Annotated in this window: 14 protein-coding genes and 1 tRNA gene; 6 read left to right on the forward strand and 9 right to left on the reverse strand. The window is 68.5% G+C overall.

The genetic code is table 11. The annotated features are described in order from the left end of the window. Positions 1 to 41: 41 nt before the first annotated feature. From AOK15_RS10730 to AOK15_RS48510, 5 genes are all read right to left on the reverse strand, one after another. Positions 42 to 956 carry an SCO4651 family lipoprotein gene (locus tag AOK15_RS10730; RefSeq protein ID WP_055515273.1) on the reverse strand — a complete coding sequence of 305 codons (915 nt, stop codon included), beginning with the start codon at positions 954 to 956 and terminating at the stop codon, positions 42 to 44. Positions 957 to 1,161: 205 nt separating this feature from the next. Next, positions 1,162 to 1,887 carry a 50S ribosomal protein L1 gene (gene rplA, locus AOK15_RS10735; protein ID WP_055515275.1) on the reverse strand — a complete coding sequence of 242 codons (726 nt, stop codon included), beginning with the start codon at positions 1,885 to 1,887 and terminating at the stop codon, positions 1,162 to 1,164. Between the two features lie 113 nt (positions 1,888 to 2,000). Continuing rightward, positions 2,001 to 2,435: a 50S ribosomal protein L11 gene (rplK, locus tag AOK15_RS10740; protein WP_055515278.1), complete on the reverse strand. Its 435-nt coding sequence runs from the start codon at positions 2,433 to 2,435 to the stop codon at positions 2,001 to 2,003. 731 nt (positions 2,436 to 3,166) lie between these two features. After that, a complete protein-coding gene (locus tag AOK15_RS10745) occupies positions 3,167 to 4,681 on the reverse strand; it encodes a peptide deformylase (protein WP_055515280.1) in 1,515 nt (504 codons plus the stop codon). A gap of 221 nt (positions 4,682 to 4,902) precedes the next feature. Beyond that, positions 4,903 to 5,556, reverse strand: a complete 654-nt coding sequence (locus tag AOK15_RS48510) for a GntR family transcriptional regulator (RefSeq protein WP_338059891.1) — start codon at positions 5,554 to 5,556, stop codon at positions 4,903 to 4,905. On the opposite strand from AOK15_RS48510, the gene AOK15_RS10755 reads away from it, so the two are divergent. The 4 genes from AOK15_RS10755 to AOK15_RS10770 are packed head-to-tail and all read left to right on the forward strand — an operon-like array spanning position 5,441 to position 8,842. After that, on the forward strand, positions 5,441 to 5,977 hold the full coding sequence (locus AOK15_RS10755) for a hypothetical protein (protein ID WP_055515282.1): 537 nt from the start codon (positions 5,441 to 5,443) through the stop codon (positions 5,975 to 5,977). The two genes, AOK15_RS48510 and AOK15_RS10755, sit on opposite strands and share 116 nt — an antisense overlap. A gap of 47 nt (positions 5,978 to 6,024) precedes the next feature. Beyond that, positions 6,025 to 7,401: a replication initiator protein RepSA gene (gene repSA, locus AOK15_RS10760; RefSeq protein WP_055515297.1), complete on the forward strand. Its 1,377-nt coding sequence runs from the start codon at positions 6,025 to 6,027 to the stop codon at positions 7,399 to 7,401. Beyond that, complete coding sequence (locus tag AOK15_RS10765) at positions 7,398 to 7,595, forward strand: helix-turn-helix transcriptional regulator (protein ID WP_055515284.1); 198 nt, start codon at positions 7,398 to 7,400, stop codon at positions 7,593 to 7,595. Before repSA ends, AOK15_RS10765 begins: the two co-directional genes overlap by 4 nt. Continuing rightward, entirely contained in the window at positions 7,595 to 8,842 is a 1,248-nt protein-coding gene (locus AOK15_RS10770; RefSeq protein ID WP_055515285.1) for a tyrosine-type recombinase/integrase, read from the forward strand. The genes AOK15_RS10765 and AOK15_RS10770 overlap by 1 nt, the downstream gene beginning before the upstream one ends. Positions 8,843 to 8,917: 75 nt before the next feature. On the opposite strand, the gene nusG is transcribed toward AOK15_RS10770, so the two are convergent. The 3 genes from nusG to AOK15_RS10785 all read right to left on the reverse strand — a co-directional run bounded on the left by nusG (position 8,918) and on the right by AOK15_RS10785 (position 10,315). Next, positions 8,918 to 9,763 (reverse strand): transcription termination/antitermination protein NusG, encoded by an 846-nt coding sequence (gene nusG / locus AOK15_RS10775; protein WP_055515287.1) that lies wholly within the window; start codon positions 9,761 to 9,763, stop codon positions 8,918 to 8,920. A gap of 76 nt (positions 9,764 to 9,839) precedes the next feature. After that, positions 9,840 to 10,127 (reverse strand): preprotein translocase subunit SecE, encoded by a 288-nt coding sequence (gene secE / locus AOK15_RS10780; protein WP_033528314.1) that lies wholly within the window; start codon positions 10,125 to 10,127, stop codon positions 9,840 to 9,842. Between the two features lie 115 nt (positions 10,128 to 10,242). Then, positions 10,243 to 10,315 (reverse strand) — tRNA-Trp (locus tag AOK15_RS10785). 250 nt (positions 10,316 to 10,565) lie between these two features. Here AOK15_RS10785 and AOK15_RS10790 point away from each other — a divergent pair. Together AOK15_RS10790 and AOK15_RS10795 are read left to right on the forward strand one after the other, a co-directional pair. Continuing rightward, positions 10,566 to 11,792: a pyridoxal phosphate-dependent aminotransferase gene (locus AOK15_RS10790; RefSeq protein WP_055515288.1), complete on the forward strand. Its 1,227-nt coding sequence runs from the start codon at positions 10,566 to 10,568 to the stop codon at positions 11,790 to 11,792. A gap of 135 nt (positions 11,793 to 11,927) precedes the next feature. Further along, positions 11,928 to 12,959, forward strand: a complete 1,032-nt coding sequence (locus tag AOK15_RS10795) for an adenosine deaminase (protein ID WP_055515290.1) — start codon at positions 11,928 to 11,930, stop codon at positions 12,957 to 12,959. 23 nt (positions 12,960 to 12,982) lie between these two features. Here the strand turns inward: AOK15_RS10795 and AOK15_RS10800 are convergent, their stop codons facing one another. Continuing rightward, complete coding sequence (locus AOK15_RS10800) at positions 12,983 to 14,038, reverse strand: UDP-N-acetylmuramate dehydrogenase (protein WP_055515291.1); 1,056 nt, start codon at positions 14,036 to 14,038, stop codon at positions 12,983 to 12,985. Positions 14,039 to 14,104 lie beyond the last annotated feature (66 nt).

Here is a 14,104-nt window from a genome sequence, read left to right on the forward strand (position 1 = left end):
AAGCAAATCCGCTCCCGGGGCGGGCGGCACAGCCCCTGGGCTCAGCCCCTGGGCGCCGCCCCGTCCACCAGTTCGGCGAGGTCCACGGTGTCCCCGGCCGCCGGGGGCTCGACGGTCACCGACGGGTTGACGTCCAGGAAGGTGACGGTCATGTCGAGCGGCCCGGTGTCGACCCAGCGCCCCTTGCCGTCCAGCGCGTTGGTCCGCCCCCGCATCCGGAACTGCTTGGCCCGGCCGTCCTCGTCGACCCACAGATCCATGGTGAGCGCGCTTCCGACCTTCAGCCCCAGGGCCATGAACTGGTCGAAGCAGTCCGTCCGGAGCTTGTGGGCCTTCTTGCCCTTGGCCGCCGACTGATACGCCCGCAGCCCCTTGCCCGTGACCTCGCCCCGATAGTGGGTGGTGGGGGTGCCGTCCACGGTCCCGGAGCCGGCCTCGCGGATGTCCTCGGCACCGCTCAGGATCGTGGACTGCACGAGGGGGCTGCCCTCCAGCTGCCGGGGCACGACCCGATAGGTCTGGTTGTAGGCGGCGCCGCGGCCCCACACGGCCGGCTCCGCCTTGAGCCAGCGCTTCCCGAGCGTGTCCCCGAGGGCGGCCGTGTCCCCCTCCGTGTACATGGCCCCGCCCGCGAACCGGATCTGCAAGGGCTTGTCCTCGGTCTTGCCGAGCCCGGTGATATTCATGCGCATGACACTCGGCCGCACGCCCATGGACGCCTCTGCCCGTACCTTGCCGTGCCCCGGCAGCGTGCCGGTCACCCGGTACCGCAGCGAGGTGAGTTCCAGCGTCGTCCGCGCCGCGCGGGACACCGACTGGGCGGGCGTCAGATCCGCCTCTGCCGCCGTGTCCGACGCGGTGCCGCAGCCGCTGGTGCCGCCGAGCAGCGCGGCGGCGACGACCGCCGCTGTGGCGGCTCTGCGCCGTCGTACGGAGCCGGCCGTGGAAAACCTCATGTGTCCCCCTGTTACCTCACGCCCCACGTGCAGGGGGCCGAGGGGACACTAACGCGCCCGCAACCCGGCTGTCCCCGGGTTCTGGCGGCCGAGGCGGTACGTGGGAGGCCCGTACGCCCGCAAAGGGACGAGCCCCGCACCTCGGAAGGTGCGGGGCTCGTGCTCTCTACGCGTGCGCGACGCGGCTGCCTGGTGAGCGGTGGGCTCAGACGGCGGCCGGGTCCTCCTCGACGAGGAGGTTGCGGGTGCGGTTCGGGTCGATCGGGATGCCGGGGCCGATCGTGGTGCTGATGGCGGCCTTCTTGATGTAGCGGCCCTTGGCGGCGGACGGCTTGAGACGCGTGATCTCCTCGAGGGCCGCCGCGTAGTTCTCCACCAGCTTGTCGTCCTCGAAGGACGTCTTGCCGATGATGAAGTGCAGGTTCGAGTGCTTGTCGACGCGGAACTCGATCTTGCCACCCTTGATCTCGGTGACAGCCTTCGCGACGTCCGGGGTCACGGTGCCGGTCTTGGGGTTCGGCATGAGACCACGGGGACCGAGCACGCGGCCGAGGCGGCCGACCTTGCCCATGAGGTCCGGGGTGGCGACGACGGCGTCGAAGTCCAGACGGCCCTTCGACACCTCGTCGATGAGCTCGTCGGCGCCGACGATGTCGGCGCCCGCGGCACGAGCGGCCTCGGCACGGTCACCGGTCGCGAAGACCAGGACCCGGGCGGTCTTACCGGTGCCGTGCGGGAGGTTCACGGTGCCACGGACCATCTGGTCGGCCTTACGAGGGTCGACACCCAGACGGAAGGCGACCTCGACGGTGCCGTCGAACTTGGACGTGGAGGTCTCCTTGGCGAGACGGACGGCCTCGAGCGGGGCGTACAGCTTCTCCCGGTCGATCTTGGCGTCCGCAGCGCGGAGAGCCTTGCTGCGCTTGCTCACAACTGCTCCTGTGTGTTCTGAAAGGAGTCGTGGTACGGGCCGAGCAGGCCCTGCCACGTGCGGCCGCCTGCACGGCGCCCGCATGGTTCTACGAAGGTGCTACGAGGCTGAGATCAGCCCTCGACCGTGATGCCCATGGAACGGGCGGTGCCGGCGATGATCTTCGACGCGGCGTCCAGGTCGTTGGCGTTCAGGTCGGGCAGCTTGGTCTGGGCGATCTCGCGGACCTGCGCCTCAGTGATCTTGGCGACCTTGGTCTTGTGCGGCTCGCCGGAGCCCTTCTCGACACCAGCGGCCTTGAGGATCATCTTCGCGGCCGGCGGGGTCTTGGTGATGAAGGTGAAGGAGCGGTCCTCGTAGACCGTGATCTCCACCGGGATCACCCAGCCACGCTGCGACTCGGTCGCCGCGTTGTAGGCCTTGCAGAACTCCATGATGTTGACGCCGTGCTGACCCAGCGCGGGGCCGACCGGCGGAGCCGGGTTCGCCGCACCGGCGTTGATCTGGAGCTTGATAAGCCCCGTGACCTTCTTCTTCTTGGGAGGCATAGCTCTCCGGGTCCTTTCGATTCGAGTGCGCCCTCATCCGGTTCGCGGCCAGATGAAGGCATACCGCACAACGATAACGGGTATAGATGCACGGCCAAAAACGAGCAGGTCAGGGGGTCCTCACAAGGACCGACCTGACCTGCTGCTTTCGAGCTTCGTCAGTTCTTCTGGAAGTAATTCGCCAAGTCTCCCACGTGCGCCGCTTCCGTGTCGCCTGCCTTCTGACCAGCGAAGATCCGGTGACCAGTTGTCATCATCTGTCAACGCCGGTTCGCCTCGCACGGCCCACAGACGGCCCGACACCTCTCACCACTCCTCCCCTCCTCCTCCCCCCAACGCCGGACTGCTGACGACGGCGAGAGGTCGGCTCCGAGACTTTGGGCTGGAGCTGCCATGGGGCGAGTGATCATGGCCCCGTAAGCTTCCGGCGAGTCGGGCAGTCTGTTGACCTGCCCGTTAAAGCACGACGTTGGGGCCATGATCTTCGAGGCTCGCCCCATGGTGGCTGCCTAAAGTCTCGGAGCCGACCGGCCCCGTGGGCGGATGCGTGCGGGCCTCGCCTCATGGCTTCCGGCCCTATCCACCAGTGGGCGCGCGTCGGCGCAGCGCGGGCGGAGCGGGCCGAAGGCAGGAGCGGCGCCCGGAGCGGAGCCGGGAGCGCGCCCGGCGGAGCGGAGCGCAGCCGGGGCTTGATGAGGTAGAGAAACCCGTAACTGCCCGCCGCTTCGGTGTCAGGGCTTCGCACTGCCTGACTGATAGGTCCAGGTCTGACCAGTGCCGCGATACTCAGAAACCGGAATGGGTTCGGCGTCGGGACGCATGCGGGCGGTGTAGAGCAGGCCCTCCAGGTGGTCGACCTCGTGGGCGACGAGTCGGGCCACTGCGTCCTCGAAGATCGTGATGCCGCGATTCCCCTCAATGTCCTGGTGCTCCACGCTGATGCTGCGCGGTCGCGGCACCATGCCCCGCACGTCGAAGAAGCTCCAGCACCCTTCGTACTGCTCGTCAGTTTCGCTGGACTCCTCAATGACGCTGGGGTTCAGGAGGGTGATCACCTCACCCTCTGCTGTACGCACGATGGCCGCTGCTCGGTCGATACCAATCTGAGGCGCTGCCACTCCCATGCCCTTGCTGAACTGGTGGATGCCTGCGGCCCTCTCGGTCGCCGAGTGCAGTTCTGCCACGACTCGGCGGGCGTCCTCGGCTTCACGGGGCAAGTCGAAGGCTCGGGCTTTCGTCGTGAGGATGGGATCGCCCGCCTGCACTACCCCGATAGATCGCATCTTGTCGCTGGCACTGATCGGCATGGTGGGGGCAGTCTCCTCGTGCTCAGGTCGGGCGCGAAACTTCCACTCCAACCGGTACCTAGCGTGAAGCGGCGGATCGTCTGTGGTCCATGAGTAGATGCGCCGATCGTCGGACGCATCTTGGTGGATGGCTGTGCGGAAGGGAAAGGCCGCAGCGGTCATCGTGGTCTCGGTCCCCCAGACGGCTGGGTCCAGCTCGGCGGGGAAGTTCAGGCGAACACTCAAGCGCTCAGTGGGGAGCCGTACCGCACGTTGGAACCAGGTGCCCCATTTGTCGTCGCGCACGGTGTAGGAGTACTCGATCCACGTGGTCTCACCTGGGTACAGCGGGTACCGGCCGTAGTCGTTCTCAAAGAGAAGCCACAGCTCCTTGAAGGCGTCGCGGTCGTGCTGGACTCGCCATCCGATGGGCTCGTTTCCAACCTTGGCCGTAAGGTCGATCTCTTCCCAGGTGAGCGGGTTCTCCCGGTAGAGCCGGTTCGACCGTTCCGGATTGCCTGGATAGCGGTCGACTGAGATGCGGATCAGGTACCGAGCGATGGGATAGGGACTAGCGTTGTAGAGCTGTCGGCGTTGTGTTGCCCGGTAGGTGGTGCCGTCGTAGTACAGCTCGGCGTCGTCGTGTTGGACGATCACGCTCGCCGGTTGACTGTCGGGGCCGGCGCCTTCGGGAGTCTGTTGGTGGGGAACGGCTTCGCTGCGACCGTGGGGTTCGATCTCGGAAAACGCCCGGCGCAGTGCTCCGCCAGCGTGGAGAACGCGGTCGGCCTGCTCGGCAAATCCTCGCGCTGGCTTCTGCTGTCCACCCTCCACCTTGGACACGTACGAGGGCGTGTATCCGACCGCCTTCGCCAAAGCGGACTGCGAGAGCCCTCGAACATCCCGCCACCGCTTCAGTTCCGCGATGAACGGCTCAGCTCCCGGCTTCTCTTGGGACATCTTGCCTCCGCTGGCTGTGCCTGTGAGTGATCTGTGAGTGATCGACTCTCAGCCTGTAATCAACGTCATGACCTGCGTTTTGCTGGCTTCACCCGAACGGAAGCTACCGGAGCGAGAGGCGGTCGGCGAAATGACTCATGACGAACTGGCCACAGTCCTAAGGACGTTGACGCGCATCAGGGCCGAGGTGGCCGACTTGAGCCAGAGAGTCGACGCGTTGACTAAGAAGCCTGGCGGCCAGCCGCGTCTTCCAGTTGAGCAAGACGCTTCGCTAGATCTTCAACGGTGGCCTGCAAGGCACTGAGGTGTTTCGTGATCTCCACGAACTCGGATGATCTCTCGGGCTCCTGGACAGAGGGGGCCTCCGAGCGAACGAAGCTGCCACGGCCGGGACTGGTGTAGATCAACCCCTCCGATCGGAGGATCTCCACCGCGCTCTGGGCGGTCATTACGGCCACCCCGAAGCGCTCAGCGAGCTTCCGGACAGACGGAATCTTCGCGCCGGGGGCCAATTCCCCTGAGCGGATCTCGCCCCGGATGGCGGTGGCTACCTGGCGGGAAGCGGGCTCGGATTCGTCGGGGCTAGGGCTCATTCCCCGAGAATATCGCCGTTTCCGTTCTAGGTCACCCAGGACTCTTGCCACACCCAAGGAAGGGTGTACTGTGACACCTAGGACACGCAATACGAACCGGAGGGCGGCGCACCTACCGCCAAGCAGCTTCGCCGCCCTCCTTCGTCCCTCGAAGGGAGCTTCCATCATGCCCGCAACTCTGGTTGTCGAGCACGTTGCCCCGATCCTTCCGTCCGCGCATGCCGTGTCGGTGGAGGACTTGTCGAACGGTGAGCGCGCGGTCGCGCTGTACGCCTCAGACATGCCGACCCGCTACCGGAACCGGCGTGGCGACTTCGACCTGTTGGCCTCGTGGGTTCTCCAGGGCGTCATGCGTCTGGGCCTGGATGAGCTGTACCAGTCGGCCGCGTACGCCTACGGCTACCGGCTGCTGTGGGTGGCCAACTCGGCCACCCCTGAGCAGAAGGCGGCGCATGCCCGCCGGTTCCCGTCCGCTGCCCGGCTGGACCGTGCCGAGCGGCTCGCCGCCCTGCTCACCTGCGGCTCGGGGATGACCCCGGAAGCCAAGAGGCGCGGTCGTCAGCCTCTGGTCGAGGGAGCTTGCCTCTGCGCTGGTACCGGCTGGGTCGCCTACGACATGGGTGACGGCACGGACGCACTTCAGTCGTGTCCCGGGCACAACCCTGGCGGTCACCTGCCGGTGCGCGCGGGGGTGGCTGCGTGACGGTCTTCCCCGTCGCCCCGGAGGCCGTGGCCGGTGCTGCGGCCTCCATGGGCACCGACCCCCTGACGCTCGCCGATCTGCTGCGGGTGGCGAACGCGCCGGGCTTCGACCGCTGGCAGGAACAGGTACGCCGTACCGGCGGCTGCGCGCACCCGATCCGGCTCATGGGCCAGACCGTCACCCGTGACCGCGCGACCGGGGGTGTCCTGTACTCCTACAGCACCGAGGGTGAGCCGGGCGGCATGCTCCGGGTCGCCTGCGGCAACCGGCGGGCCTCGCGCTGCCCGGCCTGCGCCTGGACCTACGCCGGGGACACCTACCACCTGATCCGCGCCGGGATCACCGGCGACCTCGCCAAGGGCGTCTCCTCGGACGTGCGGGATCACCCCCGCGTCTTCGCCACGCTCACCGCCCCCTCGTTCGGGCCGGTGCACAACCGCCCGGACTCCGGGCGCTGCCGGTGCGGTACCGAGCATGCCGAGGATGATCCGGCGCTCGGGACGGCGCTCGACCCCGGCCGGTACGACTACGCCGGGGCGGTGCTGTTCAACAACTTCGCCGGGGACCTGTGGCGCCGGTTCACGATCTACCTGCGCCGGGAGATCGCCGCCCGCGCCGGTCTGACCCAAGCCGCTCTGAAGGAGGTGTGCCGAGTCGCCTTCGGCAAGGTCGCCGAGTTCCAGAAGCGCGGGGCCGTGCACTTCCACGCGGTCGTACGCCTCGACGGTCCGGACGGGCCCGACACCTCCCCGCCCTCCTGGGCGACGGTCGCTCTCCTGGACGATGCGATCAGGGCGGCTGCGGCCCGCGTCTCCGTGCCGGTGCCCGCATCCGGCGACCTCCCCGCCCGCACGCTGCGGTGGGGCAAGCAGGTCGACGTGCAGCCCATCGGCGCCCTCGGACACGAGGAACTGACCGAACAGGCCGTGGCCTCCTACGTGGCCAAGTACGCCACCAAGGCGGCCGAGACCACCGGCACGGTGGATCACCGGATCGGGGAACTCTCCGAGCTGGACAAGCTCCCGCTGCCCGCGCACACGCGGCGGCTGATCGAAGCCTGCTGGGACCTGGACGACGCCTACCCCGAACGGCTGCTGGCGCGCTGGGCCCACATGCTCGGCTTCCGCGGACACTTCTCCACCAAGTCCCGCCAGTACTCCACCACCCTCAGCGCCCTGCGCCAGGTCCGCGCCGACTACCGCGCCCGCCAGGAACGCCGCGCACGGGGCCTGTCCGAGGACCTCGACGGCTCGGAGGGCTCCACGCTCGTGCTCGCCCACTGGACCTACGCCGGACAAGGCCACACCCCCGGCGAATCCTGGCTCGCCGCATCCATCGCAAAGGAGATCCGACTGAACCGAGAGACAGCACGCGAAGCCCTCGCCGACATGCCCGGCCCGGACGACTGGGAGGTCTGCGCATGAGCCGACAGCTTCCTGACCAGTACCTCACCCCGGAAGACCTCGTGGTGATGCTGCGGCTGCCCAGCGTCGACACCGTGTATCAGTGGCGGCGCAAGGGCACCGGCCCCCGTGGCTTCCGCGTCGGCCGGCATCTTCGCTTCGACCCGGATGACGTACGGGTCTGGGTGGAGTCCCTGATGGAAGGGGCTGCCTGATGGCCGGACACATCCAAGACCGCTGGTACAAGACCGAGCCCGGCCCGAACGGCAAGCCTGTCAAGGTCAAGACCGACCGCTATGGCGTCGGCCTCCGCTACCGGGCTCGCTACATCGGCCCGGACGGCTCCGAGAAGTCCAAGAGCTTCCCGGACCGGAAGAAGCGCGAGGCTGAGCGGTGGCTGGCCAACATCGAGGCCGACATGTCACGCGGGCACTACATCGACCCGGCCGCCGGAAAGATCACGTTCAGGAAGTACGCCGAAGACTGGTTGGCCTCACAGACGACCGATCCGGCTACCCGCGTGGCGGTCGAGAGTCGGTTGCGGCTCCACGCCTTCCCTCACCTGGGCACTCGGCCGCTGGCATCGTTCCAGCCGTCGCACATCCGCTCGTGGGCTCGGCTTCTGGAGGACACCGGGGCGGCAAGCTCCTACAGGCGAGTGATCTTCGGAAACGTCTCGGCGGTGCTCTCGGCTGCCGTGGACGACGGCTACCTGGCGCGCAACCCGTGCCGTGCTGGTTCGGTCCGCCCGCCCAAGCCGTCTCCTGGGCGGGTCACCCCGTGGTCACCTGATCGCGTTTTCGCGGTTCGGGACGGGATGCCTGATCGGCTCGGGGCCATGGTCGACGTGGGTGCTGGCTGCGGCCTTCGGCAGGGTGAGATCTTCGGGCTCGCCGTGGACGACGTGGACCCGCTGGCCGGGGTGCTGCATGTCACGCAACAAGTGAAGCTCGTGAACGGTCATCTGATCTTCGCACCACCCAAGAACAACAAGCTGCGTGATGTACCTCTCCCCGATTCGGTGGCGGCCGTGCTCGCCACGCACATGACAGCCTTCCCGCCGGTCGAGGTGACGTTGCCGTGGATGCGCTCGGACGGACCGCCGGTGACCAAGCTCCTGTACTTCTCCACCCAGGATGGCGGGGCGCTCCGCCGGAACGACTTCAATGCTCATGTCTGGAAGCCCGCGCTGGCTTCCGCCGGCGTCATCCCAGTGCCGGGAGTGGGTGAGCGGTACAAGGAATCCCGCGAGGATGGCATGCATGCCCTGAGGCACTTCTACGCCTCGGTCCTCCTGGACTCGGGCGAGAGCGTCAAGGCCGTGAGCACCTACTTGGGGCACGGTGATCCTGGGTTCACCCTCCGGACGTACACGCACCTGATGCCGACGAGTGAGACCCGGACCCGCAAGGCCGTGGATGCGGTCTATCGCAAGGCCCAGAGGCGGCCCCCGGCCCGGTGACGGCCCCCTAGAGACGAGAGAGCCCCTGCCCAACGGGAAACCGCTGGTCAGGGGCTCTTTCAGATGATCGCGAAGCTAGTTCTTCTGGATCTGGTCGAAGGAAAGCTCGACCGGGGTCTCGCGGCCGAAGATCTCCACCAGGCCCTTGACCTTCTTGGAGTCGGCGTTGATCTCGTTGATCGTCGCCTGCAGCGTGGCGAAGGGGCCGTCGGTGACGGTGACCGAGTCGCCGACCTCGAAGTCCAGCACCTGGACCTCGACCTTGCGCTGCGGGGCGGGCTTGCCCTCGGCCTCGGCGGCCTCACGGGCGGCCTTCTCCTCGGCCTCCGGGGCGAGCATCTTGACGATCTCGTCCAGGGTCAGCGGGTACGGGTCGTACGCGTTGCCCACGAAGCCGGTGACGCCGGGGGTGTTGCGCACGACGCCCCAGGACTCGTTCGTCAGGTCCATGCGCACCAGCACGTAGCCGGGAAGCTTGTTCTGACGGATGGTCTTGCGCTCGCCGTTCTTGATCTGCGCGACCTCTTCCTGCGGCACCTCGGCCTGGAAGATGAAGTCCTCGACGTTCAGCGAGACGGCGCGCTGCTCCAGGTTGGTCTTCACGCGGTTCTCGTAACCGGCGTAGGTGTGGATGACGTACCACTCACCGGGCAGGGTCCGCAGTTCCTCGCGGAGAGCCTCGACCGGGTCGACCGGCTCGGCCGGCTCGGCCTCTGCCTCGGCGGCCTCTTCGTCTTCCTCGGCGGCCTCGGTCTCGGCCTCGTCGTCCACGACGTGCACGGCCTCTTCCTCGGCCGGCTCCCCCGCCTCGGCTTCCGCAGCCTCGAACTCGTCGACCTCGTCCGCTCCCTCGACGATGTCGAGCTCATCATCCACGGACTGGTCCGGCTCGATGGCGTCGTTCAGGTTCGGGTCAGACACTGTGGCTGCTTCTTCCTGGATACAAGGGGTGGAACACGCGAAAGGGGCGCCTGGTACGGCGCCCTTCGCAGTCGGCTCAGCCGAAGACGTACTTGGCGGCCTTGTCGAGTCCGAAGTCAATCACAGTCACAAGACCGATCATGATGACGACGAAGACGATGACCACGGTGGTGTAAGTCGTCAGCTGGGAGCGGGTGGGCCAGACGACCTTCCGCAGCTCCGCGACGATCTGGCGATAGAAGAGCGCCAGGCGCTTCAGCGGGCCCTTCTTGGCGCGCTTTCCGCCCTTACGGGTCTTCTTCTTGTCCTCGGGCACCTCGTCCTGGGCATCAGGCGTGTCGATGGAGCCCACGGCGTCCGTCATTCATCCTCACCTGATTCCGGTCCGGGTCCGTGGCCGTGCCGCGCCCGGTCTGAGCCGCACGGCGGAACATTGCTGTACGTACATGCGCACACATCCTGGCGTGAGGAGTGTGTAGCAGGGCCGGAGGGACTTGAACCCCCAACCGCTGGTTTTGGAGACCAGTGCTCTACCAATTGAGCTACGACCCTTTGTGGTTCTCCACCAACGTACCGCATACGACTGGGTGCTCGGTGTGCACCTGGCGCTGCGGCCGGTGAAGGCCAACGAGGTGAGAGTGTACGTGGTCCGAGGCCCGTCGTCGAACAGAAAGCGTCCGCAGGGGCGTTGTGCGTCGAAGATCGACCGCCGCCGCGCCCGGATCCGGACGGTTGTTCCCGTGCTGTTCAGTCTGTGAAACCCGCGTGCCGGGCTCGTTTCCGGTCTGGAACGATGGGCCCCATGAGCGCTGCAACCCCTCCGACCGAGCGCCGGGTCTCCGCCCGCATCGGCGCGATCTCCGAGTCCGCGACCCTCGCCGTCGACGCCAAGGCCAAGGCCCTCAAGGCCGCCGGACGTCCGGTGATCGGCTTCGGCGCCGGTGAGCCCGACTTCCCGACCCCCGACTACATCGTCGAGGCGGCCGTCGAGGCCTGCAAGAACCCGAAGTACCACCGCTACACGCCCGCCGGTGGTCTGCCCGAGCTGAAGGCCGCGATCGCCGCGAAGACGCTGCGCGACTCGGGCTACGAGGTCGACCCGGCGCAGATCCTCGTCACCAACGGCGGCAAGCAGGCCATCTACGAGGCGTTCGCCGCGATCCTCGACCCGGGCGACGAGGTGATCGTCCCGGCGCCGTACTGGACGACGTACCCGGAGTCGATCCGCCTGGCCGGCGGTGTCCCGGTCGAGGTCGTCGCCGACGAGACCACCGGTTACCGCGTCTCCGTCGAGCAGCTGGAGGCCGCGCGCACCGAGCGGACGAAGGTCGTCCTCTTCGTCTCCCCCTCCAACCCGACCGGCGCGGTCTACAGCGCCGAGGACGCCGAGGCGATCGGCCGCTGGGCCGTCGAGCACGGCCTGTGGGTGATGACGGACGAGATCTACGAGCACCTCGTCTACGGCGACGCGAAGTTCACCTCGCTGCCCGCGCTCCTGCCCGAGCTGCGCGACAAGTGCATCGTCGTCAACGGCGTCGCCAAGACGTACGCCATGACCGGCTGGCGCGTCGGGTGGATCATCGGCCCGAAGGACGTGGTGAAGGCCGCGACCAACCTCCAGTCGCACGCCACCTCCAACGTCTCCAACGTCGCCCAGGCGGCCGCCCTCGCCGCCGTCTCCGGCGACCTGGACGCCGTGGCGACGATGCGTGAGGCCTTCGACCGGCGCCGCAAGACCATCGTGCGGATGCTCAACGAGATCGAGGGCGTCCTCTGCCCGGAGCCCGAGGGCGCGTTCTACGCCTACCCGTCGGTGAAGGCGCTCATCGGCAAGGAGATCCGGGGCAAGCGGCCGCAGAACTCGGTCGAACTGGCCGCGCTGATCCTGGAGGAGGCCGAGGTCGCGGTCGTCCCGGGCGAGGCGTTCGGCACGCCCGGATACCTGCGGCTTTCGTACGCGCTGGGTGACGAGGACCTCGTCGAGGGCGTGTCGCGGATCCAGAAGCTGCTGGCCGAGGCGACGGACTGACGTTCCGCCGGCCCGCTTCGGGGGCGGGCATCTTCCGGATTCCGGGAGGTGCCCGCCCCCATTCGTTTGTGCGAGCAAGACCACGTTCAGGGATTCCGCTACCGGGACGGCGGGGGCGTGCGGCAGGATCCTGCAATGGAGCGCGTACGTGATCTCTCTGAACTGCCGAAGGCCCATCTGCATCTGCACTTCACCGGGTCGATGCGACCGGGGACCGTCCTGGAACTGGCCGACAAACACGGAGTACGGCTGCCCGACGCGCTGACGGACGCGCTGACCAGCGGGGAGCCGCCGCGGCTGCGGGCCACGGACGAGCGCGGCTGGTTCCGCTTCCAACGGCTGTACGACGCCGCGCGCTCGTGCCTGAGGGAACCGGAGGACATCCAGCGGCTCGTGCGGGAGGCCGCCGAGGAGGACGTCAAGGACGGCTCCGGCTGGCTGGAGATCCAGGTCGACCCGACGTCGTACGCCCCTCGGCTCGGCGGGCTGATCCCCGCGCTGGAGATCATCCTGGACGCCGTGGACACGACGGCCCGCGAGACCGGGCTCGGGATGCGGGTGCTCGTCGCCGCGAACCGGATGAAGCACCCGCTGGACGCGCGGACGCTGGCCCGGCTCGCCGTGCGGTACGCGGAGCGGGGCGTCGTCGGGTTCGGGCTGTCCAACGACGAGCGGCGCGGCATGGCGCGGGACTTCGACCGGGCGTTCGCGATCGCGCGCGACGGAGGGCTGCTGTCCGCTCCGCACGGCGGCGAGCTGACCGGGCCGTCGTCCGTCCGTGACTGCCTGGACGACCTGGACGCGCACCGGATCGGGCACGGGGTGCGCGCGGCGGAGGACCCGCGGCTGCTGAAGCGGCTCGCCGACCGGGGCATCACCTGCGAGGTGTGCCCCGCGTCGAACGTCGCCCTCGGTGTCTACGAGAAGCCGCAGGACGTACCGCTGCGCACGCTCTTCGAGGCCGGTGTGCCGATGGCCCTCGGGGCCGACGACCCGCTGCTGTTCGGGTCCCGTCTGGCCGCGCAGTACGAGATCGCCCGTACGCATCACGGGTTCACGGACGCGGAGCTGGCGGAGCTGGCCAGGCAGTCGATCCGGGGGTCGGCGGCGCCGGACGACACGAAGAAGCGGCTGCTGGCGGGGGTGGACGGCTGGCTCGTCGGCTGACCGGCCGGGGCCCGGGCGCGGTGCTAGAGGCTTACGCCGATCGCGACCGGCTCGTTGACGAGGGTGATGCCGAAGGCGTCGTGGACGCCGGTGACGACCTCGCGGGCCAGGGTCAGGAGGTCCTCGGTGGTGGCCGCGCCGCGGTTGGTGAGGGCCAGGGTGTGCTTCGTCGAGATGCGGGCCGGGCCGGTGCCGTAGCCCTTGGTGAAGCCGGCCTTGTCGATGAGCCAGGCGGCGGAGGTCTTGGTGTGGCCGTCGCCCGCGGGGTAGGCGGGCGGGGTGACGTCGTCGCCGAGGCGGGCGCGCACGCGCGCGTGGAACGCGGCGAACTCGTCGTTCGTGAGGATCGGGTTCGTGAAGAACGAACCGGCGGACCAGGTGTCGTGGTCCTCGGGGTCGAGCACCATGCCCTTGCCTGCGCGGAGCTTCAGCACGGTCTCGCGGGCGGCGGCGAGGGGGACGCGGTCGCCGGGCTCCACGCCGAGGGCGCGGGCCGTCTCGGCGTACTTGATCGGGCCGGAGAGGCCGTCGGCGTCCTCCAGTTCGAAGCGGACGCGGAGGACGACGTAGCGGTCGGGGTCGTTCTTGAAGCGGCTGTGCCGGTAGGAGAAGGCGCAGTCGGCGTTCGGGAGGGTGACCGTTTCGCGGGTGCGGCGGTCGTAGGCGACGACCTCCGTGATGGTGGAGGCGACCTCCTGGCCGTACGCGCCGACGTTCTGGATGGGGGTGGCGCCTGCGGAGCCGGGGATTCCGGCGAGGCATTCGACGCCGGCGAGTCCGGCGTCGACGGTGTGGGCGACGGCGTCGGTCCAGACCTCGCCGGCGGCGAGCTCCAGCTTCGTGCCGTCGAGGGTGACGCCCCTGGTGGCGATGACCAGGGCGGTGCCGGCGAAGCCCTTGTCGCCGATGACCAGGTTGGAGCCGCCGCCGATGAGGAGGAGGGGGGTGCCGGCGTCGTCGGCTTCGCGGACGGCGGCGATCACCTCGTCGTCGGTGGTGGCGGTGATCAGCCGGTCCGCGGGACCGCCCAGCCGGAAGGTGGTCAGCGGGGCGAGGGGGGCGTCATGTCGTTCCTGCACGCGCTCAAGAGTACGAGGACGCCGGTGGGGGTGTGGCCGGGGGATGCCTGCGGCGGCCTGCGGGGG

The organism is Streptomyces ossamyceticus, assembly GCF_001418475.1.
In the GTDB taxonomy this organism is placed as follows: domain Bacteria; phylum Actinomycetota; class Actinomycetes; order Streptomycetales; family Streptomycetaceae; genus Streptomyces; species Streptomyces ossamyceticus.

Excerpts from the sequence above, each read along its gene's own strand:
- AOK15_RS10730 (WP_055515273.1), bottom strand. The coding sequence starts at position 956 with ATGAGGTTTTCCACGGCCGGCTCCGTACGACGGCGCAGAGCCGCCACA.
- rplK (WP_055515278.1), bottom strand. The coding sequence starts at position 2,435 with ATGCCTCCCAAGAAGAAGAAGGTCACGGGGCTTATCAAGCTCCAGATC.
- AOK15_RS10745 (WP_055515280.1), bottom strand. The coding sequence starts at position 4,681 with ATGTCCCAAGAGAAGCCGGGAGCTGAGCCGTTCATCGCGGAACTGAAG.
- AOK15_RS10755 (WP_055515282.1), top strand. The coding sequence starts at position 5,441 with ATGCCCGCAACTCTGGTTGTCGAGCACGTTGCCCCGATCCTTCCGTCC.
- AOK15_RS48510 (WP_338059891.1), bottom strand. The coding sequence starts at position 5,556 with ATGTCTGAGGCGTACAGCGCGACCGCGCGCTCACCGTTCGACAAGTCC.
- repSA (WP_055515297.1), top strand. The coding sequence starts at position 6,025 with ATGGGCACCGACCCCCTGACGCTCGCCGATCTGCTGCGGGTGGCGAAC.
- AOK15_RS10765 (WP_055515284.1), top strand. The coding sequence starts at position 7,398 with ATGAGCCGACAGCTTCCTGACCAGTACCTCACCCCGGAAGACCTCGTG.
- AOK15_RS10770 (WP_055515285.1), top strand. The coding sequence starts at position 7,595 with ATGGCCGGACACATCCAAGACCGCTGGTACAAGACCGAGCCCGGCCCG.
- secE (WP_033528314.1), bottom strand. The coding sequence starts at position 10,127 with ATGACGGACGCCGTGGGCTCCATCGACACGCCTGATGCCCAGGACGAG.
- AOK15_RS10790 (WP_055515288.1), top strand. The coding sequence starts at position 10,566 with ATGAGCGCTGCAACCCCTCCGACCGAGCGCCGGGTCTCCGCCCGCATC.
- AOK15_RS10795 (WP_055515290.1), top strand. The coding sequence starts at position 11,928 with ATGGAGCGCGTACGTGATCTCTCTGAACTGCCGAAGGCCCATCTGCAT.